At 64.3% G+C, this 20,071-nt stretch carries 16 protein-coding genes; 3 read left to right on the top strand and 13 right to left on the bottom strand.

What is annotated here, in order from left to right; translation table 11 throughout:
* Positions 1 to 10: 10 nt before the first annotated feature.
* The 3 genes from urtC to urtA form a co-directional block, all read right to left on the bottom strand.
* Positions 11 to 1,246 (bottom strand): urea ABC transporter permease subunit UrtC, encoded by a 1,236-nt coding sequence (gene urtC, locus BPRO_RS02775; RefSeq protein ID WP_011481529.1) that lies wholly within the window; start codon positions 1,244 to 1,246, stop codon positions 11 to 13.
* A 37-nt stretch (positions 1,247 to 1,283) separates the two neighbouring features.
* On the bottom strand, positions 1,284 to 2,198 hold the full coding sequence (urtB, locus tag BPRO_RS02770) for an urea ABC transporter permease subunit UrtB (protein WP_011481528.1): 915 nt from the start codon (positions 2,196 to 2,198) through the stop codon (positions 1,284 to 1,286).
* 119 nt (positions 2,199 to 2,317) lie between these two features.
* Complete coding sequence (gene urtA, locus BPRO_RS02765) at positions 2,318 to 3,580, bottom strand: urea ABC transporter substrate-binding protein (RefSeq protein ID WP_011481527.1); 1,263 nt, start codon at positions 3,578 to 3,580, stop codon at positions 2,318 to 2,320.
* A gap of 208 nt (positions 3,581 to 3,788) precedes the next feature.
* Here urtA and BPRO_RS02760 point away from each other — a divergent pair, with 208 nt between their 5' ends.
* The 3 genes from BPRO_RS02760 to BPRO_RS02750 all read left to right on the top strand — a co-directional run bounded on the left by BPRO_RS02760 (position 3,789) and on the right by BPRO_RS02750 (position 9,247).
* Positions 3,789 to 7,172 carry a hybrid sensor histidine kinase/response regulator gene (locus tag BPRO_RS02760; RefSeq protein WP_011481526.1) on the top strand — a complete coding sequence of 1,128 codons (3,384 nt, stop codon included), beginning with the start codon at positions 3,789 to 3,791 and terminating at the stop codon, positions 7,170 to 7,172.
* A complete protein-coding gene (locus BPRO_RS02755) occupies positions 7,156 to 8,049 on the top strand; it encodes a response regulator transcription factor (protein WP_011481525.1) in 894 nt (297 codons plus the stop codon). The genes BPRO_RS02760 and BPRO_RS02755 overlap by 17 nt, the downstream gene beginning before the upstream one ends.
* Before the next feature lie 427 nt (positions 8,050 to 8,476).
* Positions 8,477 to 9,247, top strand: a complete 771-nt coding sequence (locus BPRO_RS02750; RefSeq protein WP_011481524.1) for a fumarylacetoacetate hydrolase family protein — start codon at positions 8,477 to 8,479, stop codon at positions 9,245 to 9,247.
* A 66-nt stretch (positions 9,248 to 9,313) separates the two neighbouring features.
* Here BPRO_RS02750 and BPRO_RS02745 read toward each other — a convergent pair whose 3' ends face one another.
* From BPRO_RS02745 to hydA, 10 genes are all read right to left on the bottom strand, one after another.
* Positions 9,314 to 10,291: a Bug family tripartite tricarboxylate transporter substrate binding protein gene (locus BPRO_RS02745; RefSeq protein WP_011481523.1), complete on the bottom strand. Its 978-nt coding sequence runs from the start codon at positions 10,289 to 10,291 to the stop codon at positions 9,314 to 9,316.
* Between the two features lie 43 nt (positions 10,292 to 10,334).
* On the bottom strand, positions 10,335 to 11,741 hold the full coding sequence (locus tag BPRO_RS02740) for an amidase (protein WP_011481522.1): 1,407 nt from the start codon (positions 11,739 to 11,741) through the stop codon (positions 10,335 to 10,337).
* 13 nt (positions 11,742 to 11,754) lie between these two features.
* Entirely contained in the window at positions 11,755 to 13,047 is a 1,293-nt protein-coding gene (locus BPRO_RS02735; RefSeq protein WP_011481521.1) for a TRAP transporter large permease, read from the bottom strand.
* Positions 13,044 to 13,628 carry a TRAP transporter small permease subunit gene (locus tag BPRO_RS02730; RefSeq protein ID WP_041388276.1) on the bottom strand — a complete coding sequence of 195 codons (585 nt, stop codon included), beginning with the start codon at positions 13,626 to 13,628 and terminating at the stop codon, positions 13,044 to 13,046. Before BPRO_RS02730 ends, BPRO_RS02735 begins: the two co-directional genes overlap by 4 nt.
* A gap of 62 nt (positions 13,629 to 13,690) precedes the next feature.
* A complete protein-coding gene (locus tag BPRO_RS02725; protein WP_011481519.1) occupies positions 13,691 to 14,746 on the bottom strand; it encodes a TRAP transporter substrate-binding protein in 1,056 nt (351 codons plus the stop codon).
* 58 nt (positions 14,747 to 14,804) lie between these two features.
* Positions 14,805 to 16,085, bottom strand: coding sequence for a TRAP transporter large permease (locus BPRO_RS02720; protein WP_011481518.1), 1,281 nt, complete (start codon positions 16,083 to 16,085; stop codon positions 14,805 to 14,807).
* Positions 16,082 to 16,612 (bottom strand): TRAP transporter small permease, encoded by a 531-nt coding sequence (locus BPRO_RS02715; RefSeq protein WP_011481517.1) that lies wholly within the window; start codon positions 16,610 to 16,612, stop codon positions 16,082 to 16,084. Before BPRO_RS02715 ends, BPRO_RS02720 begins: the two co-directional genes overlap by 4 nt.
* Positions 16,613 to 16,638: 26 nt before the next feature.
* Entirely contained in the window at positions 16,639 to 17,649 is a 1,011-nt protein-coding gene (locus BPRO_RS02710; protein WP_011481516.1) for a TRAP transporter substrate-binding protein, read from the bottom strand.
* Between the two features lie 45 nt (positions 17,650 to 17,694).
* Complete coding sequence (locus BPRO_RS02705) at positions 17,695 to 18,441, bottom strand: aspartate/glutamate racemase family protein (RefSeq protein WP_011481515.1); 747 nt, start codon at positions 18,439 to 18,441, stop codon at positions 17,695 to 17,697.
* The gene (gene hydA, locus BPRO_RS02700; protein ID WP_011481514.1) at positions 18,438 to 19,874 is read right to left on the bottom strand and encodes a dihydropyrimidinase; all 1,437 of its coding nucleotides are present in this window, start codon (positions 19,872 to 19,874) and stop codon (positions 18,438 to 18,440) included. Before hydA ends, BPRO_RS02705 begins: the two co-directional genes overlap by 4 nt.
* Positions 19,875 to 20,071 lie beyond the last annotated feature (197 nt).

Raw genomic sequence — 20,071 nt, 5'->3', positions numbered from 1 at the left:
CTCCGCGGATTCAGGTTTGCTGGCCGCTCAGGCCCGAAGGCATGACTGGCAGCGGCTGGGCCATGCTCACGGCTGCCGGGCTGGGCTGACTCAAGCCTGCTGCGGTCACGGGCATGGCTGGCGATTCGGTGGGTCCTGCGGGTGGGGCCTGGATGCTCTGGCGCGCCGCCCAGCGCCTGGCCAACCAGGGCTTGATGCGGTTGTTGTAGACGCCGGCCAGCCCGTCCGGAAAAGCCAGCACCACGCCGAGGAACATGGCGGCCATCAGGAACAGCCACAGGTCGGGAAAGCTCTCGGAAAAATAGGTCTTGCCAAAATTCACCAGCAAGGCGCCGTACACCGCGCCCACCAGCGACATCCGCCCGCCGACCGCGGCAAAAATCACCATCTCGATCGACGGCACAATGCCCACCAGCGAAGGCGACATGAACCCCACCTGCAGCGTGAACATGGCGCCCCCAACAGCAGACAGCATGGCGGCAAAGCAGAAGGCAAACACCCGGAACATGGCCACGTCGTAGCCGGAGAAACGCACCCGGTCCTCCTTGTCCCGCATGGCCAGCAGCAGCGTGCCAAGCTTGCTCTTCTGGATCCAGGTGCACAGTACGATGGCACCCAGCAGCAGGCCGGCCGTGACGAAGTACAGGATGTATTTGGCGCTGTCGGTGCGGGTATCCCAGCCCAGTATGGTCTTGAGGTCCGTCATGCCGTTGACGCCGCCGGTGTAGCCCTGCTGGCCGATGATGAGCACCGTGAGGATCAGGGCCACGGCCTGCGTGATGATGGCGAAGTAGACCCCGCCCACACGCCGCTTGAACATGGCATAGCCGATGATAAAAGCCAAAAAAGTAGGCACAACCAGGATCAGCAACAGGGTCAGGGGAAAGGAGCGGAACGGTTCCCACCACAGCGGCAGTGCGGTGATCTGGTTCCAGTCCATGAAATCGGGAATGCCGGGCGTGGACTGAATCTTGGTGGTGACGGGATCGCTGGCTTCGAGCTTGAGAAACATGGCCATGCCGTAACCGCCCAGCCCAAAGAAAACTCCCTGCCCCAGGCTCAGCACGCCGCCATAGCCCCAGAGCATCACGAGACCCAGGGCTACAAATGAGTAGCTCAAATACTTGCCCACCAGGTTCAGGCGAAACAGGTCAAGACTCAATGGAAATATCACCAGCAGAACCACCGCCAGCAACAGCACGCTGCCCATCCTGTTTCGTTCCACCCACTGCTTGAGGCTGTTCATAGGAAACTCCGGTTGAATATCAGTTGCTGGGACGCCATCAGCGCCGCACCTTGGCCGCAAACAAGCCTTGGGGGCGCAGCATCAGAATGGTCACGATGGTCATCAGGGTCAGTACCTTGGCCATGGAGCCGGTCATGAAAAACTCGGCGATGGACTGGGTTTGTGCGATGCCAAAGGCGGAGACCACGGTTCCGAGCAGGCTGGCAGCGCCACCAAAGGTGACCACCAGGAACGCGTCCACGATGTACAGCGAACCGCTGGTAGGGCCGGTTGACCCGATGGTGGTGAAGGCCGCGCCGGCCACACCGGCAATGCCGCAGCCAATCGCAAAGGTCAGGCGGTCCGTCTTGCGGGTGTTGATGCCCGTGGCATTGGCCATCACGCGGTTGGCCACCGTGGCACGCACCCGCAGGCCCCAGCGCGACCTGTAAAGCGCCAGCAGCACGCCACAGGTCACCACCAGGGTGAGCGCCATCACGAACATGCCGTTGATGGGAATGTCCAGGCCCGGGGCCGGGGCCCAGGAGCCCATCAGCCAGTCGGGCAGCGTGGGGCTGACTTCCTTGGCGCCGAACGACGAGCGAAAGATCTGCTGCATGCCCAGCGACAGGCCCCAGGTGGCGAGCAGGGTGTCGAGCGGGCGTTTATAGAGATGCCGGATGAAGGCCCATTCGGCCAGCCAGCCGACGGCGAAGGCCAGCAGGAAGGCCGCGACGATGGCGAACAGGAAGTAGGACTGCACGAGCCTGGGCGCGTAGGCCTCGGCCAGGTGCGAAAACAGGTAGATGGTGTAAGCGCCTATGGTCATGAACTCGCCATGCGCCATGTTGATGACACCCATCTGCCCAAAGATGATGGCCAGTCCCAGACCCATCAGCAACAGCACGGAAAACAGGCTCAAACCGGCAAAGCCCTGCATCAGGCCAATGTTGAGCATTTCAGAAAGTGTCATGGTGAACTCCAATTCGGCTGGCGTGGCGTGGCGTGGCGCAGTGACAGTGCGCGCTCTTGAATACCCCTGCCGGCCCGCACCCGCGGATGGCGGGAACGAACCGGTCAGAAGTCAGGTTTTTACTGATAGCCCTTGGGGAAGGGGTTGGGCTCGATCAGTGCCGAAGACTCGGCCACCACCTTGAACTGCCCGTCGGTCTGCGCCTGGCCGATGCGTGCCTTGCTCCACAGGTGGTGGTTGTCGTGCAGCTTCACGTAGCCTTCGGGCGCGGTCTTGAGCTCAATGCCCGTGGACGCGGCGGCGATCTTGTCCACATCGAAGCTGCCGGCCTTCTCGACCGTGGCCTTCCACAGCCAGGGGCCCAGGTAGCCGGCCTGCGTCACGTCGCCGATCACCGCGTCCTTGCCGTACTTGGCCTTGAAGGCCGACACAAAGGCCTTGTTGTTGGCGTTGTCCAGCGACTGGAAGTACTTCATCGAGGCGTAAAAGCCGTTCATGTTCTCGCCGCCGATGCCCAGCACTTCATCTTCAGTCACCGAGATAGTCAGCAGGAACTGCTTGTCGGCGGTGACGCCGGCGGCCTTGAGCTGCTTGTAGAACGCCACGTTGGAGCCACCGACCACGGCGATGAAGATGCAGTCGGGCTTGGCCACCTTGATCTTGTTGATCAGCGAGTTGAAGTTGGTGTGGCCCAGCGGGTAGTACTCCTCGCCCACCACCTTGCTGCCGGCGAGATGCCCCTCGATGTGCTTGCGCCCGATCTTCATCGAGGTGCGCGGCCAGATGTAGTCGGAGCCGACGAGGAAAAAGGTCTTGGCCTTTTTCTCCTTGGCCGCCCAGTCCAGGCCGTAAAGAATCTGCTGCGTGGCCTCCTGGCCGGTGTAGATCACGTTCTTGCTCTGCTCCAGGCCTTCGTAGAACGTCGGGTAGTACAGCATGCCGTTTTCCTTCTCGAAGATCGGCAGCACAGCCTTGCGGGAGGCCGATGTCCAGCAGCCGAAGACGGCGGCGACCTTGTCGTTCACCAGCAGCTTCTTGGACTTCTCGGCAAACGTGGGCCAGTCAGACGCGCCGTCTTCCTTGATCACCTTGATCTTTCGGCCCAGCACACCGCCCATGGCATTGATCTGGTCAATCGCAAGCTGCTCGGCCTGGATGGATCCCGTCTCCGAAATCGCCATGGTGCCGGAGGACGAATGCAGCTGCCCCACCGTGACTTCCGTGTCAGTGATGGCCAGCTTCGTCGTATTCACCTTGGCCGTAGGGAACTGCTGAGCCTGCGCCCACAGGGGCAGGCCTGTCAGCGGCAGCGCGGCCGCCATGCCCTGCACCAGGCGGCGGCGGTTGATGAGGGAAGGTGTATCGCGATCGTCTTTGGACATGGTGAGCTCCTGCGGTTGATGGAAAGAGTTGAATGGAACGGGTTGAAGGGTCAGGGGTGAATGGATCATGTGCACAAAGGCGCCGGGGCCCCATACGTCAATCAACGTAGTCGCCGGCCTTGCCTGGTCTCGCCAGTGACGGGCACACTTCTTGCGCACTGCTTGCCCACTTGTTGCGGATATCTCATCCGTTCGACGGAGTTCACCCTTGACCCTTGCCACGCAGAAAATATTTCGCATTCGCCGCGAGTACAACGCCTGGGTCGCTGACGAATCGATCGAGGACTACGCGCTGCGCTACACACCGCGCGGCTTTCGCAAGTGGTCAGAATGGCGGGTCGGCAACACGGCCTTCGGTGCCGTGTCATTTCTCGCGCTGGAAGCCATTGGTGGCGCCATTGCATTGAACTATGGTTTCACCAATGCGCTGTGGGCCATCGTGCTGGTGGGGCTGATCACCTTCCTCACGGGTTTGCCCATCAGTTACTACGCCGCCCGTTACGGGGTCGACATGGACCTGCTGACCCGGGGAGCCGGTTTTGGCTACCTGGGCTCGACCATCACCTCGCTGATCTACGCGAGCTTCACCTTCATCTTCTTCGCGCTGGAGGCGGCCATCATGGCGCTGGCGCTGCAGATGTACCTGGAGATTCCGATCGTCTGGTGCTATGTGATCAGCGCCTTGCTGATCGTGCCCCTGGTGGTTCGCGGCATCACGCTGATTTCCAGGCTGCAGATGTGGACACAACCGCTGTGGGGCGTGCTGCTGTTGCTGCCCTACCTCGCGGTGTTCTGGAAAAACCCCCAGGCATTTTCTGATTTCACGGGTCTGGCCGGCCGCACATCGGGCAGCAGCGAGTTCGATCCGCTCATGTTTGGTGCGGCAGCGACCGTGGCTTTCTCGCTTGTGGTGCAGATCGGTGAACAGGTGGACTTCCTGCGCTTTTTGCCCGAGAAAACCCACCTCAACCGAAAACGCTGGTGGACCGCCGTGCTGGTGGCGGGGCCGGGCTGGATCGTGCCGGGCATGCTCAAGATGCTGGGTGGTGCGTTCCTGGCCTTTTTGGTGCTGCAGCATGAGCTGCCGGCGTCCAGCGCGGTGGAGCCCACACAGATGTACCTGGCCGGCTTCGCGTATGTGTTCACAGACCCGACCTGGGTGCTTGCTGCCACGGTGGTGTTCGTCGTGGTGTCCCAACTCAAGATCAACCTCACCAATGCGTATGCCGGGTCGCTCGCCTGGTCCAATTTTTTTGCGCGCTTGACCAACAGCCATCCAGGCCGTGTGGTGTGGCTGGTGTTCAACGTGGCCATTGCACTGCTGTTGATGACGCTGGGAGTCTTCTCTGCGCTGGAAAAAGTTCTGGGGCTTTACAGCAATGTGGCCATTGCGTGGGTGGGCGCGCTGGTGGCTGACCTGGTCATCAACAAACCCCTGGGGCTCAGCCCACGGGGCATCGAGTTCAAGCGGGCGCATTTATACGATATCAACCCGGTGGGTCTGGGCTCCATGCTGCTGGCTGCCGTGGTCGCAGTGGTGGCCTACACCGGCGCCATGGGCCGGCAGGCAGAGGCCTTTTCACCGTTCATTGCACTCGGTACCGCGCTGGTTTTGTCACCTCTGCTGGCCTGGCTCACCAATGGGCGTTACTACATCGCCCGCCAGCCGCAGGCCTCGGGCATATCGGGCCAAATGGTGAATTGCCATGTGTGTGAAAACTCCTTCGAAGCGGAAGACATGGCCACTTGCCCGGCCTATGGAGCGCCCATCTGCTCCCTGTGCTGCACACTGGAGTCCCGCTGCCACGACCGCTGCAAGACCCGGTCACGGGCCGCCGAGCAGGCCGAGCAGTTTCTCGGTTCACTGCTGCCGAAGTCGTTATCGAGCCGGGTCAACTTCCGCGTGGGCCACTTCACGGTCGTCACGCTGTCCCTGTGCGCCCTGATTGCCACGGTCATGGGCATGGTGTACTTGCAGGAAACAGCGCTATCCGCCTCCACTGACGCTTTTGACATGTTGCGGTCGGCATTCGTCAAGGTGTTCGCCGTGTTGCTGCTGATCGCGGCGGTCTGCAGCTGGTGGGTGGTGTTGGGCAGCGAAAGCCGGCGCATGGCGCAAGACGAGTCCAACCGGCAGAACCAGTTGCTCTCGCGCGAGATCGAGGCGCATCAACGCACGGATGCCGCCCTGCAAACCGCCAAGGAACTTGCCGAGGCCGCCAACCAGGCCAAGACGCGCTACGTGGCAGGCATGACGCACGAACTGCGCACGCCGCTCAACAGCATCCTGGGGTATTCGCAGATCCTGCTCAAAAGCGAGGCGCTGGCCAACACCCCGCGCGAAGCGGTGCAAACCATCCAGCGCAGCGGAGAGCACCTGCTGGCCCTGGTGGACGGGCTGCTGGATCTGGCCCGCATTGAGGCGGGCCGGCTGCGGCTTGAGCCAACGCCCCTGCCCCTGCCGGATTTTCTTGACGGGTTGGTGAACATGGTGCGCCCCCAGGCCGAGGCCAAAGACGTGGATTTCATTTACACCCACAGCGGCCGCATGCCAGCCTGGGTGCAGGCTGATGCCAAGCGTCTGCGTCAAATCATCATCAACCTGCTCAGCAATGCGGTTCACTTCACCGATACAGGCAGCGTGACCCTGCATGTGGATTGCCGGCGTGAAGTGATCCGGTTTGACGTGGTGGATACCGGCATCGGCATTGCGCCGCAGGACCAACAGCGTATCTTCCTGCCGTTTGAGCGCGGGGCTGCCGGCCGCCGCCGGGGCGAGCCGGGAACCGGCCTGGGACTGACCATCACGGGCTTGCTCACCGCACTGATGGGCGGTGACCTTTCACTGCAAAGCGAGCAAGGCAAAGGCAGTACCTTTAGCGTGCGCCTGTACCTGCGAGAGATTGATGACCCCGGCCCGCTGGCGGATCCACCCCACCAGATCGCAGGCTTCTTCGGCAAACGAAGAACCCTGCTGGTCGTCGACGACCAGCCGGTGCAGCGCCAGATGCTGGCAGGCATGCTCACCCCCCTGGGATTTGAAGTCCATGAGGCTGCCAGCGGCATGGAGTGCATAGATAGCCTCAAGGATGAGCTGCCCGATGCGATCCTGCTCGACATCAGCATGGATGACATGGACGGCTGGCAAACAGCGGCACAGATCCGCGACCAGGGCTATGACACCGTGCCCATTATTGTGGTGTCAGCCAATGTGTTCGAGAACCAGGCGGCACTGCTGAAGGCCGCGGGATGCCAGGCGTTTGTGGGCAAGCCGGTGCTGGAGTCGGAGCTGATGGACGCCTTGCAGCGCCACCTGGGACTGGAGTGGATGACTTCTGGCGTGCTGCCGGTCCTGCTCTCCAGCAGCCCTGCCGGGGAAGTCCTCCACCTTCCGGATGACGCCCGTGCCGAACTCATCCGGCTGGTACGGCTTGGCCATGTTCATGGCCTGCACCGCTTGTTGGACCGATTTACGGCCGAAGACCCCACACTCGCCGCCAGTTGCGCCAGGCTGCGCGGCTTCGTCAGCCGCTGCGAGCTTGAAGCCCTGCTGGATCATTTGACGGAGGAGGAAGATGCCTGCGAACCCTGACCCGCAGCGCCCCGTCGTCCTGGTGGTCGACGATGCCCCCAGCAGCCTGGGCATGCTCTGCGATTCGCTGGAAGGCGAGGGCTACACCGTGCTGGTGGCCAGGGACGGCGACGCTGCGCTGCAGCGTCTTGAATTGGTGGCGCCCGACGCCATCCTGCTCGATGCCGTCATGCCCGGCCTGTCCGGCTTTGACACCTGCCGGCGCATCAAGGCAAACCCGGCACTGGCACACATTCCCGTGATCTTCATGACAGGCCTGTCTGAAACGCCTCATGTGCTGGAAGGCTTTGCCTGCGGCGGTGTGGACTACGTGGTCAAGCCCCTGCGCGCGCAGGAAGTCGTGGCGCGCCTGCACACCCATACCCGCAACGCCCGCATGACCCGGCTGGCCCGCGAGGCTGTGGACGTGGCCGGATTCGGTGTGGTGCTGGTGGATGCCAAGGGACGTGTCGCATGGCGCTCACCGCAGGCCGCCCTGTGGCTTCAAACGCCCGAAGGTTTGGCGGCAGCTGGTGAGTTGCCCGATCCGGTGCATGCCGCGCTGGGCGGCAAAACTGATCAGGTACTGATGACCCTGGCCGGCAGGCAACTGTCCGTGCGCAACATGGGCAGGGTCGGCATCGGGGAGACCATGCTGCTTCTGGAACAGCGTGGCGCCAACGGCATGGCCCCCTCACGCCTGGCCAATGCCGCCTTGACACCGCGTGAAACCGAAGTCCTGTCATGGCTGGCCAAGGGAAAAACCAACAAAGATATTGGAGACATTCTTGGCATGAGCCACCGCACGGTGAACAAGCATCTGGAGCACATCTTCGAGAAGCTGGGGGTTGAGACGCGAGCCGCAGCGGCGGCACTGGCCACCGCGCATGTCGCCTGAACCGGGGCCTTTTCGCTGAAAGTCTTTTGCTGCAGTGTCTGCGGCATGCCTCCAGCCCTCCTGGGGAATACCGTGTGATCCGTACGCCAGTCGTCCCATGAGGGCAGCTCTCCTGCCTCATGCCGGTCAGCACTGCGCGGCGAAAGAATCACAGAGTTGCAGCACAACCCGGGCGCCACTCAGGCCTGCCCATCGCCCCCAGGGTTCCCGCCCCGGCTTTGGCGGGAACAAGGTCGCGGGAAACTGCATGCAGGTAGATGCAAGCCGCCGGGTTGCGAGCCCTGAGGTTGATGCGAAAGGCCTGTGGAGCGCCGCATTTCGCATCATTGATGTCACAACTGTTATTGCTTTCTGCGCATTGCCAGGCGCCCGGGCAAAGCGACAATACCCAAGCCACCCCAAGCCACGACTTACCACGAGAAACCCCATGTCCAAACCAAACCAGGCCGCAGTAGCCGAAGCCATCCTGCAGGCACGCCGCAGCCACCAACCCGTTGACGCGCAAGCGCTCGCCGATCACCTGACCACAGCCGATGACGCCTATGCGGTGCAAGCCCTGGTGGCCCGGGCCATGCAGGGGCCGGCTGCGCCCTTCCCCCGCTACTGGAAATCGGGCGGCCCGTCCCGCGACGCGACACTCACGCACGCGCCGCTGCCGCCTGAAGGCGTGTGGCCCAGCCCGGCCCAGGCGGGCGCATGGCATTTCAATATCTGCCTGATCGAGGTCGAGATTGCCTTGCGCATCGGCCGCGACGTGACCGCTACCGAAGCCGCCGGCTTGACGCATGCGCAAGCAGCCGCGCTGGTCGATGCGATGGCCGTGTCGATTGAGCTGGTCGATTCGCGCTGGCGCCAGGCCCTGGACGCGCCGGCCCTGCTGAAACTGGCGGACCTGCAATCGCACAGCGCCCTGGTGCTGGGCGAATGGGTGCCTTTTGCGCCACGTGACTGGGACGCGCAGTCCTGCACCATCCGGATTGGCGCGCGGCCGGTGGTCGAGCGGCGCGGCACGCACTCCATGCAGGACCCGGCCTGGGTCTTGCCGGCATGGCTGCGGCATGCCACGCGTGACGGGCAGACGGTGCCGGCCGGCACGGTGGTGACCACGGGCACCTGGTGCGGCATATTGCCCGCCGCGCCGGGTGAACTGGTGCAGGCGAGCTTCGACGGCGTGGGTGAGGCGTCGGTTCAGCTCTAATACTTCCAGTACCGAGAACAGGGTTTCAACGCCGCCGCCCGGCCCTGCGGCACAGCGGCGGGCAGGTCAGCCGTCGACCCGTACGTTGGCCTCCTGGGCCACCTTGGCCCATTTGGCGATTTCACTTCGCACCAGCTCGGCAAATTTCTCCGGTGACCCGCCGCCGTCCTCCACACCGAAAGCATCGAACTTCTCCCGCACGTCGGCCATGGCCAGCACGGTGTTGATGTCCTTGTTCATGCGCGACGCGATGGGCGCCGGCAGCTTGCCTGAGCCGGAAATGCCGTACCAGTTGAAGGTTTCAAAGCCGGCAAAGCCCTGCTCCTGCATGGTGGGCACATCGGGATAGGCCTTCACGCGCTTGCTGCGGGTTTGTGCCACCGCGATGGCGCGCCCGCTCTTGACGTGGGGCGTCGCGGCCGTCATCGTTTCAAAGCTGTACTGGATCTGCCCGCCGACCAGGTCGGTCAACAGCGGCCCGCTGCCTTTGTAGGGCACGTGGAGCGCATCGACCCTGGCGCGCAGCTTGAACAGCTCCAGCGCGAAGTGCTGGGCGGTGCCAGGCCCGGCCGAGCCAAAGGTGACCACGCCCGGTTTGGCTTTGCACAAGGCCACCAGGTCCTTCACGGTCCTGGCCGGCTGGACGGCCCCGGCGATCAGCAGGTTGGGCGTCAGGCCCAGCAGCGCCACCGGCACGAAGTCGCGCTCCGGGTGGTAGCGCAGCTTTGGCAGCACGGCGGGCGCCAGGGCATGGCTGTTGATGGTGGTCAGCAGCAAGGTGGTGCCGTCGCTCGCCTGCTGGGCCACGTATTCGGCAGCCAGGGTACCGGACGCACCGGCCTTGTTTTCGATGACGACGGGCTGGTTCCACAGGGCGCTGAGTTTCAGGCCCACCACGCGGGCCAGCGCATCGGCCCCGCCGCCGGGCGGAAAACCAACGACGATGCGGATGGGCCCCGAGGGCCAGCTTTGCGCGCGCAGCGCAGGCAGGGCCAGCACTGCGGCGCCTGCGCCGGTTGCCTGGATGAAATGACGTCTTTGCATGGTGTTGTCTCTTTGGATGTATTGAAATTGTTAACTAACTGTCTTAAAGGGCAGGCCAGCGCCCGCTCCATGGATGCGCCGCCTCGTAGCTGGCGCCGAGATCGAGCAGCTGATCATCGGCGCCGTAAGCACCAATCATTTGCATGCCGATGGGCAGGCCTTCGCGTGACGGCTCGCAGGGCACGGCCAGGCCCGGCAGGCCGGCCGCGTTGACCCAACCGGTGTAGGCTGCATGGCCGCGCGGGCCAACGGGCTGGCCGTCGATGACAGACGGATAGGGCTCGTGAGCCGGCCAGGGCAGCGCGGCGGCAGCGGGCATGACCACCACGTCGATACGCTCGAACAGCGCGGCGCTTTCGCGGCGCAGGCGCCTCACCCCTTCCATGATCTGCCAAACCCGCGAGCCCGAGACGCGACGGCCTGCCTCGGCTGCCTCGCGGTATTTGGGGCTGGCCTGGGCTTCCCAATCGGGATGCTGGTCAAACATCGCGGCCAGGCCCACCTGGCCGATTTGCGGCCACGCCTCGGTCATGAACCGCACGTCCAGCGGCAACTCGCCAGGCTCGACGCGGTGGCCCAGCGCAGCGAGTCGCTGCACGGCGTGAAGGCAACTGGCGGCGATCTGCGGGTCCAGCGGGTTCGCGTTCAGCCGCTCGACGTAGAGCACGCGCAGCGAGCCCGCAGGCCGGGGCTGCGCCGCTGCCCAGGCCGCCGCCATCGAGGAACGGTCCGCCGGCGAGGGACCACGCAGGGCTTCGAACAGCAAGCGCGCGTCGGCCACCGTGCGCGCCACCGGGCCGATGCAGTCAAAGTCCAGCAGCAGGCCGGGCAGCGCGTGCTCGCGCGGCCAGGCGCTGAGCGAGGGCTTGAGGCCGACCAGCCCGGTGTGCGAGGCCGGGCGGCGGATCGAGCCGCCGCCGTCCTGCGCGATCGCCAGCGGCGCAATGCCGGCGGCCACGGCGGCCACCGCACCGCCGCTGGAGCCGCCGGGCGTGAGCTCCGGAGCCCAGGGATTGCCGGTAACGCCGAACAGCGGGTTGGCCGTGTAGCCGTCATTGGCGAACTCGGGCACATTGGTCTTACCGATGATCAGGGCACCACCGGCGCGGGCCCGCGCGGCGGCCAGCTCGTCGTGGCCGGGCCGGTGCTCGCGCAGCGCCGCCGTGCCGCAGGTGGTCGGCAGGTCGGCCAGGTAGAGGCTGTCCTTCACGGTGAGCGGAATGCCGTCCAGCGCGGACAGCGGCTGTCCGCGCGCATGGCGCTCCGTGGCGGCCTTGGCCTCCGCCAGAAACTGCTCGTCACGCCGTGCAATGACCGCGTTCAGCCGCGGGTTCACCGCTTCCAGCCGTGCCAGGCAGGCCTGGGCCACCGCCAGCGGCGTGAGGGAGCGCTCGCGAAAGCGCTGACCCAGCTCAACGGCGCCCAGGCGCCACAAGTCCTTGTCTATCATTCGTGTTCAGTCCTCACATGTGGGCCGGCAGCCAGGTGACAATCTGCGGCCACACCATGATGAGCAAGGTGAACAGGATCATGATCAGGGCGTAGGGCAGCGCCCCCCAGATCGCGTCCTCGATGCCGCCCTTGTCGGGCCGGATGCCGTGCACCACGAACAGGTTCATGCCCACCGGTGGCGTGATCAGCCCCAGCTCGCACATCAGCACGATGAAGATACCGAACCAGATCGGGTCCACGCCCAGCGCCGTAGCGATCGGGTAGGTGATCGGGATGGTCGCCACCTGCATCGACAGCACATCCATGAACATGCCGAGAATCAGGTAGAACACGATCAGCGCCAGGATCAGCCCAGTTGCCGACAGGCCCAGGCCCGCCACCCACTTGGTCATCGCCTCGGCGACGCCGGTCAGGCTGATGGTCAGGTTGAGGATGAAGGCTGCGGTGATGATCAGCAGGATCATGCCGCTGACGCGCGCCGTGGAGATGAAGCAGGTGCGCAGCAGTTCGCGGCTCATCTTGCCCGAGTGCACCACAAAGCCCAGGGCCGCGATCACGCCCAGCGCCGCGCTTTCGGTGGTGGTGGCAATGCCGAAGTACAGGCTGCCCATCACGATGCCGAACACGACCATGGGCGGCACCAGATGCACCAGCGAGCGCAGCTTGTCGGCCATCGGCACCTTGGGCTCACGCATGGCGTTACCGCTCATCAGCGACGACACGGCGATGTAGAGCATGAAGCAGCCCGTCAGCATCAGACCGGGAATGATGCCGGCGATGAAGAGCTTGCCGATCGAGTTGTTGGTCAGCGAGCCGTAGACGATCATGTTCACGCTGGGCGGGATCAGGATGCCCAGGGTGCCGCCCGCTGCCAGCGTGCCCAGCGAGGCGCGCATGGGGTAGCCGCGTTTTTGCAGGGACGGCAGCGCAACGGTACCCACGGTAGCCGCCGTGGCCACCGACGAACCGGAGGTCGCGGCGAACAGCGCGCAACTGCCGATGTTGGTATGCAGCAGGCCGCCCGGCAGGCGCCCGAGCCAGGCCGACAGGGCAATGTACATGCGATCGGCAATGCCCGAGCGCAGCAGCAACTCGCCCAGCAGGATGAACAGCGGGATCGAGGTCAGCAGGTTCTCGTTGTGCACACCCCAGACCACGGGCGCGATCGAGTCCATGAAGGGGATGCCGTAAGCGGCGATGCCCCCCACGATCCCCACCGCCGCCATCGAGACGGCGATCGGAATGCCGACCAGCATCATGCCAAGCATCACGACGAATGCAATTCCAAACAGTCCGATGCTCATGGCTGTGCTCCCTGTTCTGTGGACTGGCGCTGGGCCAGGTCATCGAGCTCTTCCTTCAGCTCTTCCTTGGCGCTCTTCGGATGGAAGTCATGGTTCAGCGTGTCGACACGCTTTGTCAGGAGCAGCCAGCTGGCGCGCAGCGCGTAGCCGATAGACACCATGGCGAAAATCACCAGGCCGGCGTACCAGACCGCCTGCGGCCAGATCAGCGGCGTGGCCCAGGGTGTCTGCGCCGTGCTGCCGTACTGCAGGGTGTCGGTGATGACCTTGGTTGCAATCCAGGCCACGAACGTGCCAAAGGAGGCCAGCGTGACGATGGAGAACCAGTTCAGGAAGGCCTGCATGGCGCGGGGAAAGCGCTCATGGAACACATCCACCCGAATGTGATTGCGCCCCATCAGTGCCAGGCTGAAGGCGATGGTCGAGCCCACGGCCAGGGCATAGCCGCCCAGCTCGTCAGCACCCTGCAGCGACACGTTGAACACCTTGCGGGAGATGGTCTCGACGGCCACCACGCAGGCCAGCAGCAGGAAAATGCCGCCGAACACTGCGGCCAGTACCCGTTCGATATGGTCTTTCATGTCGACCGCCTTTATTTGAGGTGCCGGGGCCGGCCGGCCCCGGTTGAGAATGGTACTCCCGCTCATTTCAGACCCAGCACCGGTGCGACCTGGGCGTGCCACTTCTGGGAGCAGCCCGGGTTGGATTTATCACAGACTTCGGCCCAGGTTGGCAGCGAAACCTTGGTGACTGCGCTGCGCACCAGTTCACCATCTGCCGGCGTCACGGCCACGTTGACGAGTTTGAACTTCTTGCCGGTGGTGCAGGGGTCCTTGCCGGCGTTGCAATTCAGCGCGTCCTGGAATAGCTCCTCCGAGTAGGTCCAGATCTCGTCGGTGAGCTTGTCGAACGCCGCCTTCAATTTGACCTGCTGGTCAGGCTTGAGCTGGTTCCAGGCTTTCAGGGAAATGGCATAGCCATTGAGCGCCATCTGGAATCCCAGCGGCAGCTGGTGCGTGGTCACCTCAGGCCAGCCTGCCGAGTTGGCGGAGCTCGGACCGGTGATCGCGCAATCGACCACGCCCAGCGACAGCGACTGGTGGGTGTCAGCGAATGACACCGGCACCGGTGTGCCCCCGACCAGCTCGATGAACTTGGCCAGGTTTTGGTCATACACGCGGACCTTCATGCCCTTGATGTCGGCCAGCTTGGCGATCGGCTTCTTGCAAAAGAGGATCTGCGGGCCGAACGGCCACACGCCCAGCAGCTTGACATTGAATTGCTGCTGCAGGCGTGCGTCCACCGTGTCGAAATAGGCTTTGGCCACCTTGCGGCCGGTGGCGTAGTCGGGGCTGGCGCCGACGAGATCCAGACCGAGGATGGTGGGCTCATCACGCGAGTTCTGCGAGACCCGCAGCGACACGATGTCAAAGAGGCCGGCCTTCATGACCCGAAGCTGCTCGGTGTCCTTGATGCCCAGCGTGTCGATGGGCTTGTAGTCCACCTCGATCGGCAGGCCGGTTTTGGCGGCGAAATTCTCGAAGAAGGGCTGCTCCTTGTTCTTCTGGATCAGGCCGGTGGCCAGGGGCTGGCCGATGGCCTTGAACTTGATTTTTTCCTGGGCGTGCGCAGGCAGAACCAGCGTCGCGGCCAGCGCGGCCACGGCGGCAAGAATCTTGAAGCGGGAACGGTATGACATGGTGAGCTCCAGTGGTTAAAAGTTGATGAAAGATTGCGACAGGTCGCGGGAAATGAATTCAGTAGCCGAGCGCGTGCGGCAGCGCAGTGACGAAGGAAGGCACCAGCATGCACAGCACGAGCACGCCGTACATCAGCACGATGAAGGGCCAGAGGTTGCTGACCAGCTCGCGCATGCGCACGCCGGTGATGCCGCAGACGGCGAACAGCACCACCCCGACGGGCGGCGTGAGCATGCCGATCACGAGGTTGAGCACGAACAGGAATCCGAAGTGCAAGGGATCAATGCCGTATTGCAGCGCAATCGGATGCAGCAGCGGCACCAGCATGATGTAGGCCGCGTTCGACTCCAGGAACATGCCAACGACGAACAACAACACCGAGACCAGGACCAGAAAGACGAGCGGGCTGGTGGTGAGGCTGCGCAGCAATTCGGAGAGTTGCTGCGGCAGCAGGTCTACCGTCATCAGGTAGGTGATGATGGAGGCAAAGGCGATCAGCGCGCCCACCATGGCCGAGGTGATGGCTGCACGCACCACGATGCCGGGCAGGTCGGCCAGCTTGAGCGTGCGGGTGACAAAGAAGCCCAGCGCCGTGGAGTAAACCACCGCGATCGCCGAGCCCTCGGTGGCGGTGAAGGCGCCGCCGACGATGCCACCGATCACCAGGACCGGCATGGCCAGCACAATCAGCGACCGGCGCAGCTCGGCCAGCACGGTGGCCAGCCGGAAGGGCTCACCGGTGGCGGCCCAGCCGCGGCGCGTGGCGATCCACGAGCACAGCGCGATGAAACCGAAGGTGATCAGCAGGCCCGGCACTACGCCGGCCATGAACATGCCGCCCACCGACACAGACGAGCCGGCCATGAAGGCGTAGACGATCATCGCGCCGGAAGGCGGGATGATGGGCCCGAGGTTGGCTGCCGCCGCGACGATGGCGGTGGCGAAACCCTTGTCGTAGATTTTCGTCAGCGAGGGGACCAGCATCGACGACAGCGCGCTCGCATCCGACACGGCAGCACCGGACACGGTAGCCAGGCCCGCGCCCGACAGCATGGTGACATGCGCCATGCCGCCGCGCACCCGGCCGACCATGGTGTTGGCCAGCGCGATGAGCCGCTCAACGATGCCGGCCTTGATCATCAGCTCGCCGGCCAGCATAAAGAAGGGGATGGACATCAGCGGAAAGGAGTTGACGGCGTGCATCATGCGCTGCGGCACCATCGAAAAATCCACCCCGCTGTACCAGAGGGCGCCGAGCGCGGCCACGCCCATCGCAAAGGCGATCGGCAGCCCGAGCAGGGCCAGCAGCATGAAGGCAATGACGACGGCGAGACTCATTCGGCACTCCCCAGCGCCTGCACAGGCGCACCCGCGATGACGATGCGCACCAGGTGCAGCGCGCTCAGCAGCGCGCCCAGGCCCACCGGCACAATGAACCAGCCGACACTCCAGTCCACCGTCGCCATCAGTTCATCCCATTGCTCGCGCGCCACACGGAAGGCCGCCCAGGCAATCGCAAACATCATGGCGGCGCACAGGGCCGCGCCGGCCCGCTTGAGCGCGCCGCGCCAGCGGGCTGGCAACTTGTCGACCATGATGTCGATGCCAATATGCGCGCCCTGGCGCACCCCCAGCGGGATCGCCAGAAAGATGGACCAGACGAAAGCCAGGCGTCCGATCTCGTCGGCCCAGTCGATCGAGCGATTCAAGCCATAGCGCAGCGCAACCTGCGCCGACACGACGCTCACCATCACCGCTACCGTGGCGAGCAGCACGCCGGTGATGAGCCGGTTCAGCCCGTCGAGTGCGCGCCCGGCCCAGCCTGCGGGCACGACCGGTTCAAGCGCGATTGTTTCCGTTGTCATAGCGGTCTCCTTGCGTGCCGGCCGGGTCAGCGCCTGGCGGCTTCGGCCAGCACTTGGTTCACCAGGTCAGCGCCGGCACGCTTCTTCACGTCCTCGATGACGGGGGCGGTCGCGCGGCGCATTTCCTCCAGCGCGGCAGGCGTGATTTCGGTGTAGGTCATCTTGCCCTTCAGTTCGGCCAGGCGCTTGGCCTCGTCCTCGGCGGCCAGCTTGCGCTGAAAGGCAATGGTGGCGGTCATCGCTTCGCGTATGGCCTTCTGGTATTCGGGCTTGAGCTGCTCGAAGGCTTTTTTGCTCGCGACCACGGCAATGAGGTCAAAGAAATGCCCGCTGTTGGACAGCTGTTTTTGCACCTCGCTGTAACGCGCGGCCGAGATCACGGTGTACGGGTTCTCCTGCGCATCCACCACACGCTGCTCGAGTGCCGAGTACAGCTCCTTGACGTCCATCGCCACCGGGTTGGCGCCGAGCGCCCGGAACGTGGCCAGGTGGGTCTCGTTGGGCTGCAGGCGGATCTTCAGGCCCTTGAGGTCGGCCATGCTTTTGATCGGCCCCCGGCTGTTGGTGACGTTGCGCATGCCCAGCTCCATCCAGCCGAGCGAGATGAAGCCCTTGTCGCCCAGCTTCCTGTCGATGGCATCGCCGACCGGACCGTCAATCACCCGAAACGCGCTTTGCCGGTTTGCGAACACGAAGGGCAGGCTGACCGCCTCGAGTTCAGGCGCGATGCGCGACAGGAAGGCGGCGCCGACCCAGGTCAGCGCCAGTGTGCCGGAGCGCACGGCGTCGACGTTCTCCTTGGCGCCGCCCAGTTGCATGGCGGGAAACACATCGACCTGCAGCTGGTTGTTGGTCAGGCGTGCAACCTCTTTTTTGAACACCTGTTCGACCGCCACGCTGCTCGGGTGCTCCGAGGCAAAGTTGCCGGCAATCTGCAGCTTCTGCTGTGCCGCGACGGGCAGCATGGCAGAGGCCAGCGTCAGGGCCGCAGCGGCGGCCAGGCGGGTGATCAGGGGCAGTCGGGAGGGCTGGTTCATGATGATCTTTCGTGAGTGGAGGAAGGACAAAATAGGTGGAGAGAATCAGCTTGCCCGGTCGAGCAGCCGGGCGATGGCGGGCGGCAGGCCGCGATTTGGTTTGACGGGCGGGGGCGCGAAACTGCCGCGCTGGGCGGTGCCCGGTTGCAGTGCGGCCAGGGTTTCGGCGTGGCGGACCGCGCTGGAAACGCCATCGACCACGGGCACCGGCAGCTGGCCCTTGAGCGCTCGTGCCAGCCCCGCCAGCGGCGCGCCGGCCAGCACAATGACATCGGCCCCATCCTCATCGACCGCGCGTTCGGCCAGCGCCTTCAGCGCGTGAGCGTGCTCGCCCTGCACCTGGCCTATGCTGGCCAGCGGCCGGTCCAGCGCCCGGATGCTGGCCAGCCGGGAGCCCAGGCCATAGGACTGCACCACCTCGCGGTACCACGCCTGGATGCGCTGCGAGATGGCGATGATGGAGATGCGGTTGCCGAGCAGGCAGGCACTGGCCAACGCGGCTTCGGTCAGCCCGGTCACCGGCACCGGCAGGGCTTCACGCAAGCCCGTCAGCCCCGGGTCGCCGAAGGCCGCGACCACCACAGCGTCGTAGTGGGCGTGATGCTCGGCCGCGAGCTGGGCTGCGGCGTAGGCGCCGATCAGCGCCTCGAAGCGCGTTTCTATATAGGCCACGCCGAAGGGCGCGGTCAGCACCTTGATCTCGGTGCCTGCCGAAGCGCTGCGTTGCGCTTCGCTGCGGATCAGCTCCGACACGCTCTCCGAGATATTCGGGTTGATCAGCAGCAGCTTCATGCCGGCCTCCCGACGTGGCGCGACGGCATCAGCGAGGGCGCGCCACAGGCCAGGAACTGGCCGCGACCGGCCCGGCCATGGAAGTCCCGGCCGTCCCACACCACCTCGCCGCGCGACAGCGTGAGCCCGGGCCAGGCTTTCAGGGTCATGCCTTCATAGGGCGTGTGGTCCACCGCATGATGCAGCTGCGTGTTGCGCAGCACGAACTCGCGTTCATCCCAGATCACCAGGTCGGCATCGGCGCCAATGGCGATCGTGCCTTTGCGGGGATGCAGGCCATAAGCCTTGGCCGGGTTGGTGGCAGTCAGTTCAACGAATTTTTGCAGCGTGATACGCCCGCCGAGCACGCCTTCGGAATAGAGCAGCGCCATGCGCGTCTCTATGCCGGCCAGGCCGTTGGGGATGTGGCGGAAACTCACTTCCTCGCCACCGGGCTTGCGGCCCTCGGTGCCCTCGTAGTTGAACGGCGCATGGTCGGACGAGAACAGGGTGAACAGGCCATCGTTGAGGCCATTCCAGATCACCTCCTGGTTGGCCTTGTCGCGCGGCGGGGGGCTGCAGACACAGCGCGCGCCGCGGTAGCTGTCGTCCATCCCCAGATCCTCGGCGGTCAGGAACAGGTACTGCGGGCAGGTTTCGGCAAACACCTTGAGGCCCTGGGCACGCGCCCAGCGGATCTGCTCAACCGCTTCACGGCCCGACACATGCACGATCAAAATCGGCACATCCACCAGTTCCGACAGCGCGATCGCCCGGTGTGTCGCTTCCCGCTCGACGAGCATGGGCCGCGCATGCGCATGAAAGCGCGGCGCGGTACGCCCGGCGGCTTCGAGCCGCTTCGTCAGCCATTCGATGCAATCGGCATTCTCCGCGTGCACCATGGCCATGGCGCCATGCTGGCGCGCCACGTCCAGCACGTCGAGAATCTGGCCATCGTCAAGCTTCAGGTCGTCGTAGGTCATGTAGATCTTGAACGAGGTGTAGCCTTCGGCGATCAGCGCCGGCAGCTCCACGTTCAGGACTTCCGGTGTCGGGTCGCTGACGATCAGGTGGAAGGCGTAATCGACATGCGCGCGCCCATCGGCACGCTGGTGGTAGTCAGCCACGGCGGCCCGCAGTGATTGGCCTTTTTCCTGCGCCGCGAACGGAATCACGGTGGTGGTCCCGCCGCAGGCCGCGGCACGCGTGCCGGTGTCAAAGTTGTCGGCCATGCGCACCGGCGGCGCCATCGGCTGGTCCAGATGGCAATGCGCGTCCACGCCTCCGGGGGTCACGATGCGGCCAGCCGCGTCGATTTCCTTCTCACCCCGGTCCAGGCCCACGCCCAATTGCGATATCCGTCCGTCGAGTACCCCGATATCGGCCTTGAAGGTGTCGCTGGCCGTGGCAACACATGCATTCCGGATCACCAGGTCAAACGGCGCGCGGCTCATGCCGCAACCTCGGGCGCACCAAGGCGGTGAATAAATGTCATCTTTAGTGCAAACATAATTGTCGACATGTTTTGCATTAAGTTGTTTTGGTGCATCGTCATTTTTGAATCAGGATTAAGGTTGTCTCTGCAAATTCCGGGCCGGCTCATTGGAACCTCTCAGCACATGTGCGTAATATCCGCCATAATTCATTTGCA

The sequence above is a fragment of the Polaromonas sp. JS666 genome, from assembly GCF_000013865.1.
In the GTDB taxonomy this organism is placed as follows: Bacteria; Pseudomonadota; Gammaproteobacteria; order Burkholderiales; family Burkholderiaceae_C; genus Polaromonas.
The sequence above is the reverse complement of the archived record's forward strand: the minus strand, read 5'-3'. Positions and strand labels throughout refer to the sequence as shown.